Annotated in this window: 18 protein-coding genes; 14 read left to right on the top strand and 4 right to left on the bottom strand. The window is 53.9% G+C overall.

Translation table 11 applies throughout. From position 1 onward, the window contains the following. Positions 1-2 precede the first annotated feature (2 nt). From rbsA to kup, 3 genes are all read right to left on the bottom strand, one after another. The gene (gene rbsA, locus RY075_RS23070) at positions 3-1508 is read right to left on the bottom strand and encodes a ribose ABC transporter ATP-binding protein RbsA (RefSeq protein ID WP_003862393.1); all 1506 of its coding nucleotides are present in this window, start codon (positions 1506-1508) and stop codon (positions 3-5) included. A 7-nt stretch (positions 1509-1515) separates the two neighbouring features. After that, the gene (rbsD, locus tag RY075_RS23075; RefSeq protein ID WP_003862392.1) at positions 1516-1935 is read right to left on the bottom strand and encodes a D-ribose pyranase; all 420 of its coding nucleotides are present in this window, start codon (positions 1933-1935) and stop codon (positions 1516-1518) included. Between the two features lie 225 nt (positions 1936-2160). Further along, positions 2161-4029, bottom strand: coding sequence for a low affinity potassium transporter Kup (kup, locus tag RY075_RS23080; protein ID WP_003862390.1), 1869 nt, complete (start codon positions 4027-4029; stop codon positions 2161-2163). A 222-nt stretch (positions 4030-4251) separates the two neighbouring features. Here kup and ravA point away from each other — a divergent pair, with 222 nt between their 5' ends. Next, positions 4252-5748 carry an ATPase RavA gene (gene ravA, locus RY075_RS23085; protein WP_003862389.1) on the top strand — a complete coding sequence of 499 codons (1497 nt, stop codon included), beginning with the start codon at positions 4252-4254 and terminating at the stop codon, positions 5746-5748. Next, positions 5742-7193, top strand: coding sequence for an ATPase RavA stimulator ViaA (gene viaA / locus RY075_RS23090; RefSeq protein ID WP_032660852.1), 1452 nt, complete (start codon positions 5742-5744; stop codon positions 7191-7193). Before ravA ends, viaA begins: the two co-directional genes overlap by 7 nt. Here the strand turns inward: viaA and asnA are convergent, their stop codons facing one another. After that, positions 7194-8186 (bottom strand): aspartate--ammonia ligase, encoded by a 993-nt coding sequence (gene asnA / locus RY075_RS23095; RefSeq protein ID WP_003862385.1) that lies wholly within the window; start codon positions 8184-8186, stop codon positions 7194-7196. A 151-nt stretch (positions 8187-8337) separates the two neighbouring features. On the opposite strand from asnA, the gene asnC reads away from it, so the two are divergent. The 12 genes from asnC to atpD all read left to right on the top strand — a co-directional run bounded on the left by asnC (position 8338) and on the right by atpD (position 19391). Next, positions 8338-8796, top strand: a complete 459-nt coding sequence (asnC, locus tag RY075_RS23100) for a transcriptional regulator AsnC (RefSeq protein WP_003862383.1) — start codon at positions 8338-8340, stop codon at positions 8794-8796. A gap of 90 nt (positions 8797-8886) precedes the next feature. Beyond that, positions 8887-9336, top strand: a complete 450-nt coding sequence (gene mioC, locus RY075_RS23105; protein ID WP_003862381.1) for an FMN-binding protein MioC — start codon at positions 8887-8889, stop codon at positions 9334-9336. Between the two features lie 374 nt (positions 9337-9710). After that, positions 9711-11600, top strand: coding sequence for a tRNA uridine-5-carboxymethylaminomethyl(34) synthesis enzyme MnmG (gene mnmG, locus RY075_RS23110; protein WP_003862379.1), 1890 nt, complete (start codon positions 9711-9713; stop codon positions 11598-11600). Between the two features lie 107 nt (positions 11601-11707). Continuing rightward, the gene (gene rsmG, locus RY075_RS23115; protein ID WP_003862377.1) at positions 11708-12331 is read left to right on the top strand and encodes a 16S rRNA (guanine(527)-N(7))-methyltransferase RsmG; all 624 of its coding nucleotides are present in this window, start codon (positions 11708-11710) and stop codon (positions 12329-12331) included. Between the two features lie 616 nt (positions 12332-12947). Continuing rightward, on the top strand, positions 12948-13328 hold the full coding sequence (gene atpI, locus RY075_RS23120; RefSeq protein WP_003862375.1) for a F0F1 ATP synthase subunit I: 381 nt from the start codon (positions 12948-12950) through the stop codon (positions 13326-13328). A gap of 8 nt (positions 13329-13336) precedes the next feature. Further along, positions 13337-14152, top strand: coding sequence for a F0F1 ATP synthase subunit A (gene atpB, locus RY075_RS23125; protein WP_003862373.1), 816 nt, complete (start codon positions 13337-13339; stop codon positions 14150-14152). Between the two features lie 49 nt (positions 14153-14201). Continuing rightward, the gene (atpE, locus tag RY075_RS23130) at positions 14202-14441 is read left to right on the top strand and encodes a F0F1 ATP synthase subunit C (RefSeq protein ID WP_000429386.1); all 240 of its coding nucleotides are present in this window, start codon (positions 14202-14204) and stop codon (positions 14439-14441) included. 48 nt (positions 14442-14489) lie between these two features. After that, entirely contained in the window at positions 14490-14960 is a 471-nt protein-coding gene (gene atpF, locus RY075_RS23135) for a F0F1 ATP synthase subunit B (protein ID WP_003862370.1), read from the top strand. Between the two features lie 14 nt (positions 14961-14974). Then, on the top strand, positions 14975-15508 hold the full coding sequence (gene atpH / locus RY075_RS23140) for a F0F1 ATP synthase subunit delta (RefSeq protein ID WP_003862369.1): 534 nt from the start codon (positions 14975-14977) through the stop codon (positions 15506-15508). Between the two features lie 12 nt (positions 15509-15520). Further along, a complete protein-coding gene (gene atpA, locus RY075_RS23145) occupies positions 15521-17062 on the top strand; it encodes a F0F1 ATP synthase subunit alpha (RefSeq protein ID WP_003862367.1) in 1542 nt (513 codons plus the stop codon). 51 nt (positions 17063-17113) lie between these two features. Further along, positions 17114-17977: a F0F1 ATP synthase subunit gamma gene (atpG, locus tag RY075_RS23150; protein ID WP_003862364.1), complete on the top strand. Its 864-nt coding sequence runs from the start codon at positions 17114-17116 to the stop codon at positions 17975-17977. Positions 17978-18008: 31 nt separating this feature from the next. Further along, the gene (gene atpD, locus RY075_RS23155; RefSeq protein WP_003862362.1) at positions 18009-19391 is read left to right on the top strand and encodes a F0F1 ATP synthase subunit beta; all 1383 of its coding nucleotides are present in this window, start codon (positions 18009-18011) and stop codon (positions 19389-19391) included. Positions 19392-19411: the final 20 nt, after the last annotated feature.

The following is a 19411-nucleotide window of genomic DNA, read 5'->3' on the forward strand; positions in this document are numbered from 1 at the left end:
TCTTACTCCTGATTCACGCGATTAAGCTTGCCCACAGCGGCAGCCATCAGAACTTCCTGGGTGGCCTGCTCGCGAGTGAATTCACCGCCGAGATGCCCTTCATGCATGACGATAATGCGATCGCTCATGCCTAATACTTCTGGCATCTCGGAAGAGACCAGAATGATGCTCAGACCGTCGGCCTTGAACTGGTTAATCAGCTGATAGATCTCTTTTTTCGCGCCCACGTCCACGCCGCGGGTGGGCTCATCGAGGATCAGTACTTTCGGGCGCGTCATCAACCCGCGGGCAATCGCCACTTTCTGCTGATTACCGCCGGACAACAGGCCAATCGCCTGCTCCATCGATGGGGTTTTAACGTTAAAGAGACGGATAAAATCGCTGACCGCCTGCTGCTCATCTTTGTGTTTCAGGCTGCCGCCGCTGCGGCTGAAATAGCCTAGCGCAGTCAGGGACATGTTCTCTTTTACCGACATGCCCAGCACTAAGCCGTCGCGCTTACGGTCTTCAGAGATATAGACGATGCCATTCGCCAGCCCGTCCTGCGGCGAGCGGGTGACCACTTCATGGCCGTCAAGGGTAACGTAGCCGCTGGTGCGCGGCAGTGCGCCATAGAGCACTTTCATCAGTTCAGTACGCCCCGCCCCCATCAGGCCCGCGACGCCAAGGATCTCGCCCTTGCGCAGGGTAAAGGAGACGTCATTCACGCCCGGTCCGCAGAGGTTATCCACCTTCAGGCGGATCTCACCCGGCGCTTTCTCCAGATGTGGATACTGATCTTCGAGCTTACGTCCCACCATCATTTCGATCAGCGAATCTTCGGTCAGGGTTGCTACTTCGCGCTCGGCAATAAACTGCCCGTCGCGAAAGACGGTGACGTCGTCGCAGATTTCGAAGATCTCTTTCATGCGGTGTGAGATATAGACAATGCCGCGGCCCTGGGATTTCAGCTCACGGATCACGCGGAACAAGGATTCGGTTTCGGTATCGGTCAGGGCGTCGGTCGGTTCATCCATAATGATGACCTTCGACTCGAAGCTCAGCACCTTCGCGATTTCCACCATCTGCTGATCGCCGATGGAAAGGTCGCCCACCAGTCGGTCGCTCTTAAAGCGCAGATTCAGCTTCGCCAGCAGTTTGTCCGCTTCGGCATACATGGTTTTCCAGTCGATTTTGCCAAACCGGTTCACGAACTCACGGCCGAGGAAGATGTTCTCCGCAATGGTGAGCTGCGGGATCAGGTTCAGCTCCTGGTGGATGATGCCGATGCCCGCTTCCTGAGAGGATTTAGGGCCGTTGAAGGTGGTCTCTTTACCCAGCCACAGCAGCGAACCGGCATCGCGTTGGTAGATACCGGTCAGCACTTTCATCATGGTGGATTTGCCGGCGCCGTTTTCGCCCACCAGCGCCATGACGCGCCCGGAATAGACGTTCAGCGCCGCGCCGGAGAGGGCTTTTACGCCCGGGAACGATTTATCGATCCCTTTGAGTTGCAGTAATGCGTCCATGATGGCCTCAGAAGGTGACGCCAGCACAGAGAATGATATTCGCATACGGGGAACACTCCCCGCTGCGAATCACCGCCTGACTGTCTGCGGTTTGTTGTTTGAACTGCTCGTGCGTTGTGTAACGAATTTCTATGGTGTTTCCCTGGTGCTGTTGCAGTTGCTCAATGTGGCTGAGCAACGTTTCGTGGAGTTGCGGATTATGTTGTTTGATTTCCGCCGCGAGAATGGCCGCCTCAACCTGCATCTCCGCGGTGACCACTTCCAGTACCTGCATGAACGAGGGCACGCCCTGCGTTAACGCCATATCGATACGGGTTGTGCTGCGCGGAACCGGTAAGCCTGCATCGCAAACCACCAGCGTATCGGTATGCCCAAGACGGGAAATCACCGATGAGATTTCTGAGTTGAGTACTGTGCCTTTCTTCATTTTTTGCTCCACTAGCGAAACGTTTCGCTAAAAACAGTGTAGCCGCAGAAGTGTTCAGAAAACCATCATGACGTAACGGATTTGTGATCAACGTCGAAACGTTTCGCTAAGTGAAATGCAGAGGAGGTAAATGCAAAACGGTAACCGTCAGGTTACCGTTTTTTATGGTTGCACCCTCTCCCTGTGGGAGAGGGTCGGGGTGAGGGCATCAGCCCGCACGGAGTCTTAAATCTCGACCTGCGTCCCCAGCTCAATCACGCGATTAGGCGGGATCTCAAACTGGTCAGGCGCACGCAGGGCGTTACGTTGCAGAATGAGATACAGCTTGCCGCGCAGGCGCAAATACCATGGGCGCTTGCCGATGATCAGCGACTCGTGGGACATAAAGAACGACGTCTCCATCATGCGGCAACTCAGGCCTTCCAGACCGCAGCGGTGGAACACCTCTTCCACGTTCGGCGTTTCGCGCCAGCCGTAGCTTGCCACCACGCGCCAGAAGGTTGGCGACAGCTGTTCAATCTGTACGCGACGCACGTTGTGAACGTACGGCGCATCTTCAGTACGCAGCGTCAGCAGGATCACGCGCTCGTGCAGCACTTTGTTGTGCTTGAGGTTATGCATCAGCGCAAACGGGATTACGTTCAGCGCGCGAGACATATACACCGCCGTGCCCGGCACGCGCACCGGTGGGGATTTCTCCAGCGAGGCGATCATGGCCTCCAGAGAGTTACCGTGCTCATGCATACGACGCAGCAGGCGGAAACGTTCGCTCTTCCACGTCGTCATCACAATAAACATCACCAGACCCAGCGTCAGCGGCAGCCAGCCACCGGAGACAATCTTGTCGAGATTCGCAGAGAACAGCGGCACGTCGATACAGAGGAAGCCAACCAGGATCAGCCCCACGAGGAACTTATTCCAGTGCCAGTTACGGTACGCCACCGTGGTGGAGAGAATAGAGGTCAACACCATCGTTCCGGTTACCGCGATACCGTACGCCGCCGCCAGATTACTGGAGTGCTCAAAGCTGACGATGACAATCACCACCGCGAAGTAGAGCAGCCAGTTGACGAACGGAATGTAGATCTGGCCAGACTCCATCTCTGAGGTATGGATAATGCGCATTGGGGAGAGATAACCCAACCGCACGGCCTGACGCGTCAGGGAGAATACGCCGGAAATGACAGCCTGAGAGGCAATGACCGTCGCCAGCGTCGCCAGGATCAGCATCGGAACCAGCGCCCAGTCCGGCGCCAGCAGGAAGAACGGGTTTTTAATCGCTTCAGGGTGTGCAAGCAGCAGCGCGCCCTGACCGAAGTAATTCAGCACCAGTGAAGGCAAGACCACGCTAAACCATGCGACGCGAATAGGGAGTTTCCCGAAGTGGCCCATATCCGCATACAGCGCTTCAACACCGGTAATGGAAAGTACCACCGCGCCCAGCGCCACAAACGACACCACTTTATATTCCAGGAAGAAATGCACCGCCCACAATGGGTTCAGCGCGTGCAGGACATCCGGGTTGGCGATAATACTGCGTAAGCCCAGCGCCGCCAGGATCAGGAACCAGGCCAGCATAATAGGCGCGAACAGCTTACCCACCAGCCCGGTACCGTGTTTTTGTATAGCAAACAGCAACGTCAGCACGATAATAGCGAGTGGCACCACCCAAGTATCAAGCTGTGGCGCGACAATCTCCAGCCCCTCTATGGCCGACATTACCGAAATCGCCGGCGTAATCACGACTTCTCCATAGAAGAAGCTGCCGCCAATCAGGCCAATGATGACCAGCACGGAGGTCATTCTTGCAGACGTATTGCGCCCGGCAAGGGACATCAGGGTCAGAATACCGCCCTCGCCCGCGTTATCAGCCCGCATAACGAAAGAGAGATATTTAAGGGAGACCACCAGGATCAGCAGCCAGAAGATGAGCGAGAGGAAACCAAATACGGCGTCACGCTCTACACCAAAACCAAACTGACCGGACAGACATTCACGAAGCGTATAAAGCGGGCTGGTGCCGATATCACCGTAGACAACCCCGATCGCCGCAAGCGTTACTGCGGGTAATGATTGCTTATTATCAGTGCTCATAGACTAGTCTTTTCGTTTGAATAACAAATGTGTGCTTAGTCCCTTGGCCCACAAAAAGCGCACAGTATGCACGATTCAATGCAAAATCGTACCCCTAAATGCAGCCACATTAATGTAGCGCAAAGAAAATAGCGCCGCACTTCAGCCTATTACCAGGCCAGACCGAAACGTCTATACTCGCTTCAATTAGCCGCCACGACGGCGAAAGGATGCAAAACTATTATGGCTCACTCACATTTATTAGCAGAAAGAATTTCCCGCCTTAGCAGTGCGCTGGAAAAAGGCCTTTACGAGCGTAGCCACGCCATTCGTCTCTGTTTACTGGCGGCGCTGAGCGGGGAAAGCGTGTTTCTGCTGGGGCCGCCGGGCATTGCCAAAAGTCTGATCGCACGCCGCCTCAAATTCGCTTTCCAGAACGCGCGCGCATTCGAGTATTTGATGACGCGCTTCTCCACGCCGGAAGAGGTTTTCGGCCCACTCTCCATTCAGGCGCTAAAAGATGAGGGACGCTATGAACGTCTGACGGCGGGCTATCTCCCGGAAGCGGAAATCGTCTTTCTTGATGAGATCTGGAAAGCCGGCCCGGCCATTCTGAATACCCTGCTGACGGCAATTAACGAACGCCGATTCCGCAACGGCGCCAGCGAAGAGAAGATCCCCATGCGCCTGCTGGTGGCCGCGTCAAACGAATTGCCCGAAGCCGACAGCAGCCTGGAAGCGCTGTATGACCGTATGTTGATCCGCCTGTGGCTGGATAAAGTCCAGGATAAATCAAACTTCCGTTCTATGCTGGTAAGCCAGCAGGATGAAAACGAAAATCCGGTGGCAGCGTCATTGCAGGTCACGGACGAGGAATACCACCAATGGCAGGAGGAGATCGGCAAGATAAAACTGCCCGATCCCGTTTTTGAGCTGATCTTCATGCTGCGCCAGCAGCTTGATTTACTGCCCTCCGCGCCGTACGTCTCCGATCGTCGCTGGAAAAAAGCCATTCGTCTGCTCCAGGCAAGCGCGCTGTTTAGCGGTCGCGATGCTGTCGCTCCCATCGATCTGATCCTGCTGAAAGACTGCCTGTGGCATGACGCAGAAGGGATGAATCTGATGCAGCAGCAGCTGGACGTTTTGATGACCGGACACGCGTGGGGTCAGCAATCCATGCTTAATCAACTGGGGGCGATTGCTCAACGTCGCCTTCAGCTCCAGCAGCAGCAAAGTGACAAAACCGCGCTGAAGGTGAACCGTCTTGGCGGGATGTTTGCCCGTAAACCGCACTACGAACTGCCAGCCGGGCTGACTGACGCCTCGCTAACGCTTCTTCTTCAGCAGCCGCTGAAGCTTCATGATATGCAGGTTGTGCATGTGACTATCGAACGCGTTGCGCTGGTTCAGTGGCTGGATAAGGGCGGTGAGATCCGCGGTAAACTCAACGGTATCGGCTTTGCACAGCCGTTGTCGATGGAAGTCGACAGCAGCCAGCACCTTGTGATCCGCGACGTCAGCCTTCAGGGATCGCGCCTGGCTCTGCCGGGCACGGCCTCCGACACTGTGCCGGAGGAGATCAAACAGCAGCTCGACGCGCTGGATAACGAATGGCATCAGCAGCACACCCGCTTCAGCGAGCAGCAGAAATGCCTCTTTATCCATAGCGACTGGTTAGGTCGCATTGAAGCCAGCTTGCAGGATGTCAGCGCGCAGATTAAACAGGCGCGTCAATGCTAACGCTGGACACGCTTAACGTCATGCTGGCGGTTAGCGAGGAAGGGTTGATCGAAGAGGTCGTCATTACCCTGCTCGCTTCACCGCAGCTGGCGGCCTTCTTTGAAAAATTCCCGAAGCTCCGAAAAGCAATGACGGACGATCTTCCCCGCTGGCGCGATAACCTGCGCCAGCGGTTTAAGGAGACGGAAGTCCCACCGGAACTGACAGAGGAAGTGGCTGGTTACCAGCAGTGCCAGCGGCTTTCAACGCCGCAGTTTATTGCCCAGCTACAGCAAACTCTGACGCTGCTTGATAACGTTCACTCCCCGTTTGCCAGCCAGGCCAGAGCGCTGGTCACGGACAACCCCAGCTTCACTTCCGCCCTGCATACGCTGTTTTTACAGCGCTGGCGACTGAGCCTTGTGGTCCAGGCCACGGCCCTCAATCAGCAGTTGCTGGACGAAGAGCGCGAACAGTTGCTCAGTGAGGTCCAGGAGCGAATGACCCTGAGCGGCCAGTTAGAACAGGTGCTGGTGGAGAATGAAAACGCCGCTGGTCGACTCTGGGATATGAGTGCCGGCCAGTTAAAGCGGGGCGATTATCAGCTGATCGTGAAGTACGGCGACTTTCTGGCGCAACAGCCGGAGCTGATGAAGCTCGCAGAACAGCTCGGCCGCTCCCGGGAGGCCCGGTCGGTCCCAAAGAAAGATGCGCCGATGGAGACCTTCCGAACGCTGGTACGCGAACCCTCCACCGTACCGGAGCAGGTGGACGGGCTACAGCAAAGCGATGACATCCTGCGCCTGCTGCCAACGGAACTCAGCACGCTGGGAATGACCGAACTGGAGTATGAGTTTTATCGTCGGCTGGTGGAAAAACAGCTCATTACCTATCGACTGCATGGCGAAGCCTGGCGCGAGAAGATCAGCCAGCGTCCGGTGGTGCACCAGGATTTTGATGAGCAACCGCGCGGCCCATTCATTGTTTGCGTCGATACGTCCGGATCGATGGGGGGCTTTAATGAACAGTGCGCAAAAGCGTTCTGCCTGGCCCTGATGCGCGTGGCGCTCGCCGATCGTCGTCGCTGCTACATCATGCTCTTTTCCAGCGAAGTGGTGGGGTATGAACTGACCAGCCCGCAGGGGCTGGAGCAGGCGATCCGCTTTTTAAGCCAGCGCTTTCGCGGCGGCACCGATCTGGCCAGCTGTTTTCGCAGTATCATTGAGCGCATGCAGGGCGGTGACTGGTACGACGCGGATGCGGTGGTGATTTCCGATTTTATTGCCCAGCGGCTGCCGGACGAGGTCGTGAATAAAGTGAAGGAGATGCAGCGCGTGCACCAGCACCGTTTCCATGCCGTGGCGATGTCTGCACATGGAAAACCCGGCATCATGCGCATCTTCGATCATATCTGGCGCTTTGATACCGGGTTGCGTAGCCGCCTGCTCAGACGCTGGCGACGTTAATTAAAGAAGAGAACCGACGCTCTCACGTACCTGCTGCGGCCAGACCCCACACTGCACCTGACCGATATGGGACAGTTGCAACAGCAGCATGGTCAGACGAGACTGGCCAATACCACCGCCGATGGTCTGCGGCATTTCACCGCGCAGCAGCGCCTGGTGCCATTCCAGTTGCAGACGATCCTCATCACCGGTCACGGCCAGCTGACGCTTCAGTGCTTCAGCATCCACGCGGATCCCCATTGAAGAGAGTTCAAACGCATCTTCCAGAACCGGGTTCCAGACCAGAATATCGCCGTTCAGACCAGCATATTCGCTTTCGCCCACTGTGCTCCAGTCATCGTAATCCGGCGCACGGACGTCGTGACGTTTACCATCAGACAATTTTCCGCCAATGCCGATCAGGAATACCGCGCCAAGCTCTTTGGCAATCGCGCGTTCACGGCCTTTGGCATCCAGATCCGGGAAACGGCTCAGCAATTCCTGACTGTGAACAAAGTGGATCGTTTCCGGCAGGAACGGTGCCAGACCAAACTCTTTGCTTACGGCCGCTTCGGTCGCTTTGATCCCGGCGTAGATCGCCTCAACGGTAGACTTCAGCGTGCCAACGTGGCGCTCGCCGTCACCCATTACGCGCTCCCAGTCCCACTGGTCAACGTAGACAGAGTGAATTGGGGAGAGACGGTCTTCATCGGGGCGAAGGGCTTTCATGTGCGTGTAAAGCCCTTCGCCTGCGCTGAAGTCGTGTTGTCCCAGGGTTTGACGCTTCCACTTCGCCAGGGAATGAACCACTTCGAACTGGGCGTCTGGCAGTGTTTTCACTTTTACCTGTACCGCTTTTTCGCAACCAGACAAGTTATCCTGCGTCCCGTCACCCACGCGGCTCAGAATCGGCGCCTGAACTTCAATAAGGCCAAGCTTCTCTTCCAGCTGGCGGGAAAAATGGGATTTAACGAAACTGATCTGGCGTTGTTTTGCGATGTAAGCGGTTTTCATTATTTATACTCCTGCGTCCTGTTGATACTGATTAAGCAACAGAACAGGCGCTTAATTCAATAACTCATCAACAAAAAGCCTCCTTCACTTTTGATTCGTTAAAATAAGACGCTAGAATAGAAGGAATCATTAATCTTCATAAGAAAAACCTATGGAAAATTATCAGATCGACAATCTGGACCGCGGCATTCTGGAAGCGCTCATGGCCAACGCACGCACCGCGTATGCCGAACTGGCTAAACAATTTGGCGTCAGCCCGGGGACCATTCACGTTCGCGTAGAGAAAATGAAGCAGGCCGGGATTATCACCGGCGCACGCATTGATGTCAGCCCGAAGCAACTCGGCTACGACGTCTGCTGCTTCATTGGCATTATTCTGAAAAGCGCCAAAGATTACCCCTCCGCGCTGGAGAAACTGAACGCGCTGGATGAAGTCACCGAGGCGTACTACACCACCGGGCACTACAGCATCTTTATAAAGGTCATGTGCCGATCCATTGACGCCCTCCAGCAGGTACTTATCAACAAGATCCAAACAATCGATGAAATTCAGTCCACTGAAACCCTGATCTCCCTGCAAAACCCGATCATGCGTACTATCCGCCCGTGATCGGGCAATTTCATTCCCACATTTTCCACAGGTAGATCCCAGCTCGTTCACAGCGTACAATGGCCGCCTCTTTATCTGAGCGAGCGATCAATGGCGGACATTACTCTTATCAGCGGCAGCACCCTGGGCGGTGCGGAATATGTAGCGGAACATCTGGCTGAGAAGCTGGAAGACGCGGGCTTTTCTACACAAACGCTGCACGGACCGCTGCTGGAAGATCTCCCGACTGACGGGGTCTGGCTGCTGATCACCTCCACGCACGGCGCGGGCGATCTGCCAGATAACCTGCAACCTTTATATGACGAACTGCTGGAACAACAGCCCGATCTGTCAAACGTCCGGTTTGGCGCTGTGGGGATAGGTAGCCGTGAATATGACACTTTCTGTGGCGCCATAGAGAAAGTAGAAGCTGCGGTGACCGCCTGCGGAGCAAAACAGCTGGGTGAAACGCTGAAGATCAACATCCTCGATCATGATATTCCCGAAGATCCAGCCGAGATCTGGCTCGCGGAATGGAAAAATTTACTCAAAAACGATTAAAGATCGTGCGAACAGATGTGGATAACTCTGGTTAAAAGCTCGTATTAAGCCGTAGTTATCCAAATAACAACGTTGGTTTAGTTTTTGACCTGTGTATAAAGTGGCGATCTGATCCCAGCTTATACGGTCCAGGATCACCGTTCATTCACAGCAAACGATCCTTCCTAACTGCATGATCTTATTTATGGGATCGGACTTATCCACAAAGGTCTGCGATCCTAATAAGAGATCACAATAGAACAGATCTCTAAATAAAAAGATCTTCTTTTTAATAGCCCAGGATCCCAATGCTTTCTCGAAAGACTAAAGTTGAGTAGAATCCACGGCCCGGGCTTCAATCCATTTTCATACCGCTTTACGCGAGGCAGACCACCATGTTTTATCAGGATCCTTTTGACGTCATCATCATTGGCGGGGGTCACGCAGGCACTGAGGCCGCAATGGCCGCAGCGCGAATGGGTCAGCAGACCCTGCTTTTGACACACAATATCGACACGCTGGGACAAATGTCCTGTAATCCGGCGATTGGCGGCATTGGGAAAGGACACCTGGTAAAAGAAGTGGATGCACTTGGCGGCCTGATGGCGAAAGCGATCGATCATGCAGGCATCCAGTTTAGGATACTAAACGCGAGTAAAGGTCCGGCTGTTCGCGCCACCCGTGCACAGGCAGACCGTGTGCTTTACCGTCAGGCTGTGCGCACCGCGCTGGAAAACCAACCGAACCTGATGATCTTCCAGCAGGCGGTAGAAGATCTTATCGTGGAAAACGATCGTGTTGTTGGCGCCGTGACCCAAATGGGTCTCAAATTCCGCGCAAAAGCGGTAGTGCTGACGGTCGGGACATTCCTGGACGGTAAAATCCATATTGGTCTGGACAATTACAGCGGTGGTCGTGCTGGCGATCCGCCGTCAATTCCGTTATCTCGTCGTCTGCGTGAGCTGCCGCTGCGCGTAAGCCGCCTGAAAACCGGCACGCCACCGCGTATTGATGCGCGCACCATTGATTTCAGCGTGCTGGCACAGCAGCACGGCGATAACCCGATGCCGGTGTTCTCGTTCATGGGCAATGCGGCGCAACATCCGCAGCAGGTGCCGTGCTACATCACGCACACCAATGAAAAAACCCATGACGTGATCCGCAATAATCTCGATCGCAGCCCAATGTATGCTGGTGTGATCGAAGGGATCGGCCCGCGTTATTGCCCGTCTATCGAAGACAAAGTGATGCGCTTTGCCGATCGTAATCAGCACCAGATCTTCCTCGAACCGGAAGGGCTGACCTCTAACGAAATTTACCCGAACGGCATCTCCACCAGCCTGCCGTTCGACGTGCAGATGCAGATTGTGCGTTCAATGCAGGGCATGGAAAACGCGAAGATCGTTCGTCCTGGCTACGCTATTGAGTACGATTTCTTCGATCCGCGTGACCTGAAGCCGACGCTGGAAAGCAAATTCATCCAGGGTCTGTTCTTCGCAGGCCAGATTAACGGCACCACCGGGTACGAAGAAGCTGCCGCGCAAGGGCTGCTGGCCGGTCTGAACGCCGCTCGCTTCTCTGCCGAGAAAGAGGGCTGGGCACCGGCGCGTTCTCAGGCTTACCTGGGCGTTCTGGTCGACGATCTCTGCACGCTGGGGACCAAAGAACCGTACCGCATGTTTACTTCTCGTGCGGAATATCGCCTGATGCTGCGCGAAGACAATGCCGATCTGCGTCTGACCGAGGTGGGCCGCGAGCTGGGTCTGGTGGATGACGAGCGCTGGGCGCGCTTCAACGAGAAGCTGGAACGCATTGAACAGGAACGTCAGCGCCTGAAAACCACCTGGGTGAATCCGCAGGCGGAAACTGCTGCTGAAGTGAATGCTCACTTAACAGCACCGCTGTCGCGCGAAGCCAGTGGGGAAGATCTGCTGCGCCGTCCTGAAGTCACCTACGAGAATCTGGTCAAACTGACGGCGTTCGCACCGGGCCTTGAAGACGCTGAAGCGGCCGAGCAGGTCGAAATTCAGGTGAAGTACGAAGGCTACATCGCGCGTCAGCAGGATGAGATCGAAAAACAGCAGCGCAACGAAAACACGCTGCTGCCGGAAATGCTGGACTACCGTCAGGTGACGGGCCTTTCCAACGAAGTGATCGCTAAGCTGAACGATCACAAACCTGTGTCGATTGGCCAGGCCTCACGTATCTCTGGCGTCACACCTGCCGCGATTTCGATTCTGCTGGTGTGGCTGAAAAAGCAGGGCATGCTGCGCCGTAGCGCGTAATGCTCTGTAAATAGCCCGGTGGCGCTGCGCTTACCGGGCCTACTGAACCCGTAGGGCGGGTTAGCGAAGCGCCACCCGCCACTTAAGTTTCTCAACAGGTATCCACCGTGCTCAATAAACTCTCTCGTCTGCTGGAACAGGCAGGTATTTCGCTCACCGATCACCAGAAAAATCAGCTGGTGGCCTATGTCGATATGCTGAACAAATGGAATAAAGCGTACAACCTCACCTCCGTACGCGATCCCAACGAGATGCTGATTCGCCATATTCTCGATAGCATCGTCGTGGCGCCGTATCTGAACGGTGAACGTTTTATCGATGTGGGCACCGGTCCGGGCTTGCCGGGCGTTCCGTTGTCTATTGTTCGACCGGAGAGTCATTTCACGCTGCTGGACAGCCTGGGCAAGCGCGTACGCTTTTTACGCCAGGTTCAGCATGAGCTGAAGCTGGAAAACATTACGCCCGTACAGAGCAGGGTAGAGGAGTTCCCGGCAGAGCCACCGTTTGACGGTGTTATCAGCCGCGCGTTTGCCTCACTCAATGACATGGTGAGCTGGTGCAAACACCTGCCAGCGGAGAAGGGGCGTTTTTATGCTCTGAAAGGGCAACTTCCGGGGGACGAAATCGAGCAGCTTCCGGACGGTTTTGTTGTCGAATCCATTGAGAAACTCCAGATCCCTCAGCTCGAAGGTGAGCGTCATCTGGTGATAATTAAGCCAAACACTTTTTAAAAAATTAATAAAAAATGTGGAATTTGTGCTGTTCTGATCGTGTTAAAAAGCAGCACATTCAGTCTGATTTGGTCGTCGTTAATTTAACCTTGTTGTTACCATGGATTTTCTTATGGTTAACCTGACGTGATTCGTTCACTCAGAGGATAGTCAACCATGAAATTATCAGTCTGCTAAAAGTGGGTAAAAGCAACAAGAATGGAATGTTAAATATTTATTAAGAATGTCAATAAAAGGTTTTTGTTGTATACGGCTCTGTTTTAAAAATAGTTGCGGTTTTTTTGCTTTAATTTCATGCAGATGAAATTAATCGTTTTACGTCTTTGATAAATACCACTTTATCGCAAATGTGTATTTTGTGATCTCGTGCACGCTTTATCACCAACGTTTCCGCGCTGTTTGCAGTTTTGCCTGAAGGTCAACGCTTAGGTCAAAAGTTGAAAAATAGGACTGGGGAAAAATATTTAAACATTTATTCACCTTTTCGCTACTTAATGTTTGAAATCACGGGTACGCACCGTATAATTTGACCGCTTTTTGATGCTTGACTCTGAGCCTTAAAGGACGTTTTATACGACACGCGGCATACCTCGAAGGGAGCAGGAGTAAAAACGTGATGTCTGTGTCGCTCTTGAGTAGAAACGTTGCTCGTAAGCTTCTGTTCATTCAGTTTCTGGCTGTGATAGCAAGTGGACTGCTGTTTAGCCTCAAAGACCCCTTCTGGGGCATCTCCGCCGCGTGCGGAGGTTTGGCGGTGGTTCTGCCAAACGTGTTGTTTATGATTTTTGCCTGGCGTCATCAGGCGCATACACCTGCCAAAGGCCGCGTGGCCTGGTCCTTCGCTCTCGGCGAAGTGTGTAAGGTGTTGCTGACCTTTGCTCTACTGGTGATGGCGCTGGCGGTTTTGAAAGTGGTATTCATGCCGCTGATAGCAACGTGGGTTTTGGTGCTGGTGGTACAAGTTCTGGCTCCAGCTGTAATCAATAACAAAGGGTAAAAGGCATCATGGCTTCAGAAAATATGACGCCGCAGGATTACATAGGTCACCATCTGAATAACCTTCAGTTGGACCTGCGTACATTCTCGCTGGTGGATCCACATAACCCCCCGGCCACCTTCTGGACGATCAACATCGACTCCATGTTCTTCTCGGTGGTTTTGGGTCTTCTGTTCCTGGCCATGTTCCGTAGCGTTGCTAAAAAGGCGACCAGCGGTGTTCCAGGGAAATTCCAGACGTTCATCGAGATGATCATCGGCTTCGTCCATGGCAGCGTGAAAGACATGTACCATGGTAAGAGCAAACTGATTGCTCCGCTGGCCCTGACCGTGTTCGTTTGGGTCTTCCTGATGAACCTGATGGACCTCCTGCCTATCGATTTCTTACCTTGGATCGGTGAGCACGTACTCGGCCTGCCTGCACTGCGCGTGGTTCCGTCTGCCGACGTGAACATCACCCTGTCGATGGCGCTGGGCGTATTTATCCTCATTCTGTTCTACAGCATCAAAATGAAAGGCGTAAGCGGCTTTGTGAAAGAGCTTACCTTGCAGCCGTTCAACCACTGGGCGTTTATTCCGGTCAACCTGATCCTGGAAGGCGTTAGCCTGCTGTCCAAACCTGTTTCACTGGGTCTGCGACTGTTCGGCAACATGTATGCGGGTGAGCTGATTTTCATTCTGATCGCGGGTCTTCTGCCGTGGTGGTCACAGTGGATTCTGAATGTGCCATGGGCCATTTTCCACATCCTGATCATTACGCTGCAAGCCTTTATCTTCATGGTTCTGACGATCGTCTATCTGTCGATGGCGTCTGAAGAGCACTGATTTTTTACCAACACTACTACGTTTTAATTGAAACAAACTGGAGACTGTCATGGAAAACCTGAATATGGATCTGCTGTACATGGCTGCCGCTGTGATGATGGGTCTGGCGGCTATCGGTGCTGCGATCGGTATCGGCATCCTCGGGGGCAAATTCCTGGAAGGCGCAGCGCGTCAACCTGATCTGATTCCTCTGCTGCGTACTCAGTTCTTTATCGTTATGGGTCTGGTGGATGCAATCCCAATGATCGCTGTAGGTCTGGGTCTGTACGTGATGTTTGCTGTCGCGTAGTAGTTGTTTTAAAACCCCAAGCCACAGAAATTTAAGAGGTATTGTGCTGTGAACATGAACGCAACAATCCTCGGCCAGGCCATCGCGTTTATTCTCTTTGTCTGGTTCTGCATGAAGTATGTATGGCCGCCTTTAATGGCTGCCATCGAAAAACGTCAGAAAGAAATTGCTGACGGTCTGGCTTCCGCAGAACGCGCTAAGAAAGATTTGGACCTTGCACAGGCCAACGCGACAGACCAGCTGAAAAAAGCGAAAGCTGAAGCTCAGGTAATCATTGAACAGGCTAACAAACGCCGTTCTCAGATCCTGGACGAAGCCAAAGCTGAAGCAGAACAGGAACGTACTAAGATCGTGACACAGGCTCAGGCTGAAATTGAAGCTGAGCGTAAACGTGCTCGTGAAGAACTGCGTAAGCAGGTTGCGATTCTGGCTGTTGCTGGCGCCGAGAAGATCATCGAACGTTCCGTGGATGAAGCTGCTAACAGCGACATCGTGGACAAACTTGTCGCTGAACTGTAAGGAGGGAGGGGCTGATGTCTGAATTTGTTACGGTAGCTCGCCCCTACGCCAAAGCAGCTTTTGACTTTGCTGTCGAACACCAAAATGTCGATCGCTGGCAGAATATGCTGGCGTTTGCCGCTGAGGTGACGAAAAACGAACAAATGGCCGAGTTGCTTTCTGGTGCGTTAGCGCCTGAAACCCTCGCCGCGTCGTTTATCGCCGTGTGCGGAGAGCAACTGGATGCCAACGGCCAGAACCTGATTAAGGTGATGGCGGAAAATGGTCGTCTCCGTGTGCTCCCGGATGTTCTCGAGCAGTTTGAGCACTTACGTGCCCTTAGTGAAGCTACCGCTGAAGTTGAAGTAACTTCCGCGACTGAACTGAGTGACGAACAGCTTGCGAAAATCACCGCCGCGATGGAAAAACGTCTGTCACGCAAAGTTAAGCTGAATTGCAAAATCGATAAGTCTGTAATGGCAGGCGTAATCATCCGCTCGGGTGATATGGTCATTGATGGCAGCGTACGCGGCCGTCTTGAGCGCCTTGCAGACGTCTTGCAGTCTTAAGGGGACTGGAGCATGCAACTGAATTCCACCGAAATCAGCGAACTGATCAAGCAGCGCATTGCTCAGTTCAATGTTGTGAGTGAAGCTCACAACGAAGGTACTATTGTTTCTGTAAGTGACGGTGTTATCCGCATCCACGGCCTGGCCGATTGTATGCAGGGTGAGATGATTTCCCTGCCGGGTAACCGTTACGCTATCGCACTGAACCTGGAGCGCGACTCCGTAGGTGCCGTTGTGATGGGTCCATACGCTGACCTCGCCGAAGGCATGAAGGTTAAGTGTACTGGCCGTATTCTGGAAGTGCCGGTTGGCCGTGGCCTGCTGGGTCGCGTTGTTAACACCCTGGGTGCGCCAATCGACGGTAAAGGTCCGGTTGAGCACGATGGCTTCTCCCCAATCGAAGTTATCGCACCAGGCGTTATCGACCGTCAGTCAGTTGATCAGCCAGTGCAGACGGGTTATAAGTCCGTTGACGCCATGATCCCAATCGGTCGTGGTCAGCGTGAACTGATCATCGGTGACCGTCAGACCGGTAAAACCGCGATGGCAATCGACGCCATCATCAACCAGCGTGACTCCGGCATCAAATGTGTGTACGTGGCTATCGGCCAGAAAGCGTCCACCATTTCCAACGTGGTTCGTAAACTGGAAGAGCACGGCGCACTGTCTAACACCATCGTTGTGGTAGCAACCGCGTCTGAATCTGCTGCACTGCAATACCTGGCACCATACGCCGGTTGCGCAATGGGCGAATACTTCCGTGACCGCGGTGAAGATGCGCTGATCGTATACGATGACCTGTCTAAACAGGCTGTTGCTTATCGTCAGGTTTCCCTGCTGCTCCGTCGTCCACCAGGACGTGAAGCATTCCCGGGCGACGTATTCTACCTCCACTCTCGTCTGCTGGAGCGTGCTTCCCGCGTTAACGCGGAATACGTCGAGAACTTCACCAAAGGTGAAGTGAAGGGTAAAACGGGTTCTCTGACCGCGCTGCCGATCATTGAAACCCAGGCGGGTGACGTTTCTGCGTTCGTTCCGACCAACGTAATCTCCATTACCGATGGTCAGATCTTCCTGGAAACCAACCTGTTTAACTCCGGTATTCGTCCGGCGGTTAACCCGGGTATCTCCGTATCCCGTGTGGGTGGTGCTGCTCAGACCAAGATCATCAAGAAACTGTCCGGTGGTATCCGTACCGCGCTGGCACAGTATCGTGAACTGGCTGCGTTCTCTCAGTTCGCATCCGATCTGGACGAAGCAACCCGTAAACAGCTGAGCCACGGTCAGAAAGTGACCGAGCTGCTGAAGCAGAAACAGTACGCGCCAATGTCTGTTGCTCAGCAGGGCCTGGTACTGTTCGCGGCTGAACGCGGTTACCTCGAAGATGTGGAACTGGCGAAAATCGGTAGCTTCGAAGCCGCTCTGCTGGCTTACGTCGACCGTGATCACGCTCCGCTGATGCAAGAGATCAACCAGACCGGTGGCTATAACGACGAAATCGAAGGCAAGCTGAAAGCTATCCTCGATTCCTTCAAAGCAACCCAATCCTGGTAATCGTCCGGCGGCTTGTCTCAGGACAAGCCGTCTGGCATTGAGGAGAAGCTCATGGCCGGCGCAAAAGAGATACGTAGTAAGATCGCAAGCGTCCAGAACACGCAAAAGATCACTAAAGCGATGGAGATGGTCGCCGCTTCCAAAATGCGTAAATCGCAGGATCGCATGGCGGCCAGCCGTCCTTATGCAGAGACCATGCGCAAAGTGATTGGTCACCTTGCAAACGGTAATCTGGAATATAAGCACCCTTACCTGGAAGAACGCGACGTTAAGCGCGTGGGCTACCTGGTGGTGTCGACTGACCGTGGTCTGTGTGGCGGCTTGAACATTAACCTGTTCAAAAAACTGCTGGCGGATATGAAAGGCTGGTCCGATAAAGGCGTTCAGTGCGATCTGGCACTGATTGGCTCTAAAGGCGTCTCTTTCTTTAACTCCGTTGGTGGCAACATTGTCGCTCAGGTGACCGGTATGGGTGATAACCCGTCCCTGTCCGAACTGATCGGCCCGGTTAAAGTGATGTTGCAGGCCTACGATGAAGGCCGTCTGGACAGACTGTACGTTGTCAGCAACAAATTTATTAACACCATGTCTCAGGTGCCTACGCTCACTCAGATGCTGCCGTTACCGGCATCAGAAGATGACGAGCTGAAACAGAAAGCCTGGGATTACCTGTATGAACCCGATCCGAAACCGCTGCTGGATACCCTGCTGCGTCGTTACGTTGAATCTCAGGTTTATCAGGGCGTTGTAGAAAACCTGGCCAGCGAGCAGGCCGCACGAATGGTGGCGATGAAAGCCGCGACCGATAATGGCGGCAGCCTGATTAAAGAGCTGCAGTTGGTTTACAACAAAGCTCGTCAGGCCAGCATTACTCAGGAACTCACCGAGATCGTCTCGGGGGCCGCCGCGGTTTAACCAGGTTTACGAATTACGTAGAGGATTCAAGATGGCTACTGGAAAGATTGTCCAGGTAATCGGCGCCGTGGTGGACGTCGAGTTCCCTCAGGACGCCGTACCACGCGTGTACGACGCGCTTGAGGTACAGAATGGTAACGAGAGCCTGGTGCTGGAAGTTCAGCAGCAGCTCGGCGGCGGTATCGTGCGTACCATCGCCATGGGTTCTTCCGACGGTCTGCGTCGTGGTCTGGAAGTAAAAGACCTTGAGCACCCGATCGAAGTCCCGGTAGGTAAAGCAACACTGGGTCGTATCATGAACGTATTGGGTCAACCAATCGACATGAAAGGCGACATCGGTGAAGAAGAGCGTTGGGCTATCCACCGCGCGGCACCTTCCTACGAAGAGCTGTCCAGCTCTCAGGAACTGCTGGAAACCGGCATCAAAGTTATCGACCTGATGTGTCCGTTCGCGAAGGGCGGTAAAGTCGGTCTGTTCGGTGGTGCGGGTGTAGGTAAAACCGTAAACATGATGGAGCTGATCCGTAACATCGCGATCGAGCACTCCGGTTACTCCGTGTTTGCGGGCGTAGGTGAGCGTACTCGTGAGGGTAACGACTTCTACCACGAAATGACCGACTCCAACGTTCTGGACAAAGTTTCCCTGGTTTACGGCCAGATGAACGAGCCACCAGGAAACCGTCTGCGCGTTGCGCTGACTGGCCTGACGATGGCTGAGAAGTTCCGTGACGAAGGCCGTGACGTTCTGCTGTTCGTTGATAACATCTACCGTTACACCCTGGCCGGTACTGAAGTATCTGCACTGCTGGGTCGTATGCCTTCAGCGGTAGGTTATCAGCCTACGCTTGCGGAAGAGATGGGTGTTCTTCAGGAACGTATCACCTCTACCAAAACTGGTTCTATCACCTCCGTTCAGGCGGTATACGTACCTGCGGATGACTTGACTGACCCATCTCCAGCCACCACCTTTGCTCACTTAGATGCAACCGTGGTACTGAGCCGTCAGATCGCGTCTCTGGGTATCTACCCGGCCGTTGACCCGCTGGACTCCACCAGCCGTCAGCTGGATCCACTGGTTGTTGGCCAGGAGCACTACGACACCGCGCGTGGCGTACAGTCCCTGCTGCAACGTTATCAGGAACTGAAAGACATCATCGCCATCCTGGGTATGGATGAACTGTCTGAAGAAGACAAACTGGTGGTAGCACGTGCGCGTAAGATCCAGCGCTTCCTGTCCCAGCCGTTCTTCGTTGCGGAAGTATTCACCGGTTCTCCAGGTAAATACGTTTCCCTGAAAGACACCATCCGTGGCTTTAAAGGCATCATGGAAGGCGAATACGATCACCTGCCAGAGCAGGCGTTCTACATGGTTGGTTCCATCGAAGAAGCCGTGGAAAAAGCCAAAAAACTTTAACGCCTTAATCGGAGGGTGAT

Source organism: Enterobacter sp. JJBC (genome assembly GCF_036936505.1).
Lineage (GTDB): Bacteria > Pseudomonadota > Gammaproteobacteria > Enterobacterales > Enterobacteriaceae > Enterobacter > Enterobacter hormaechei_C.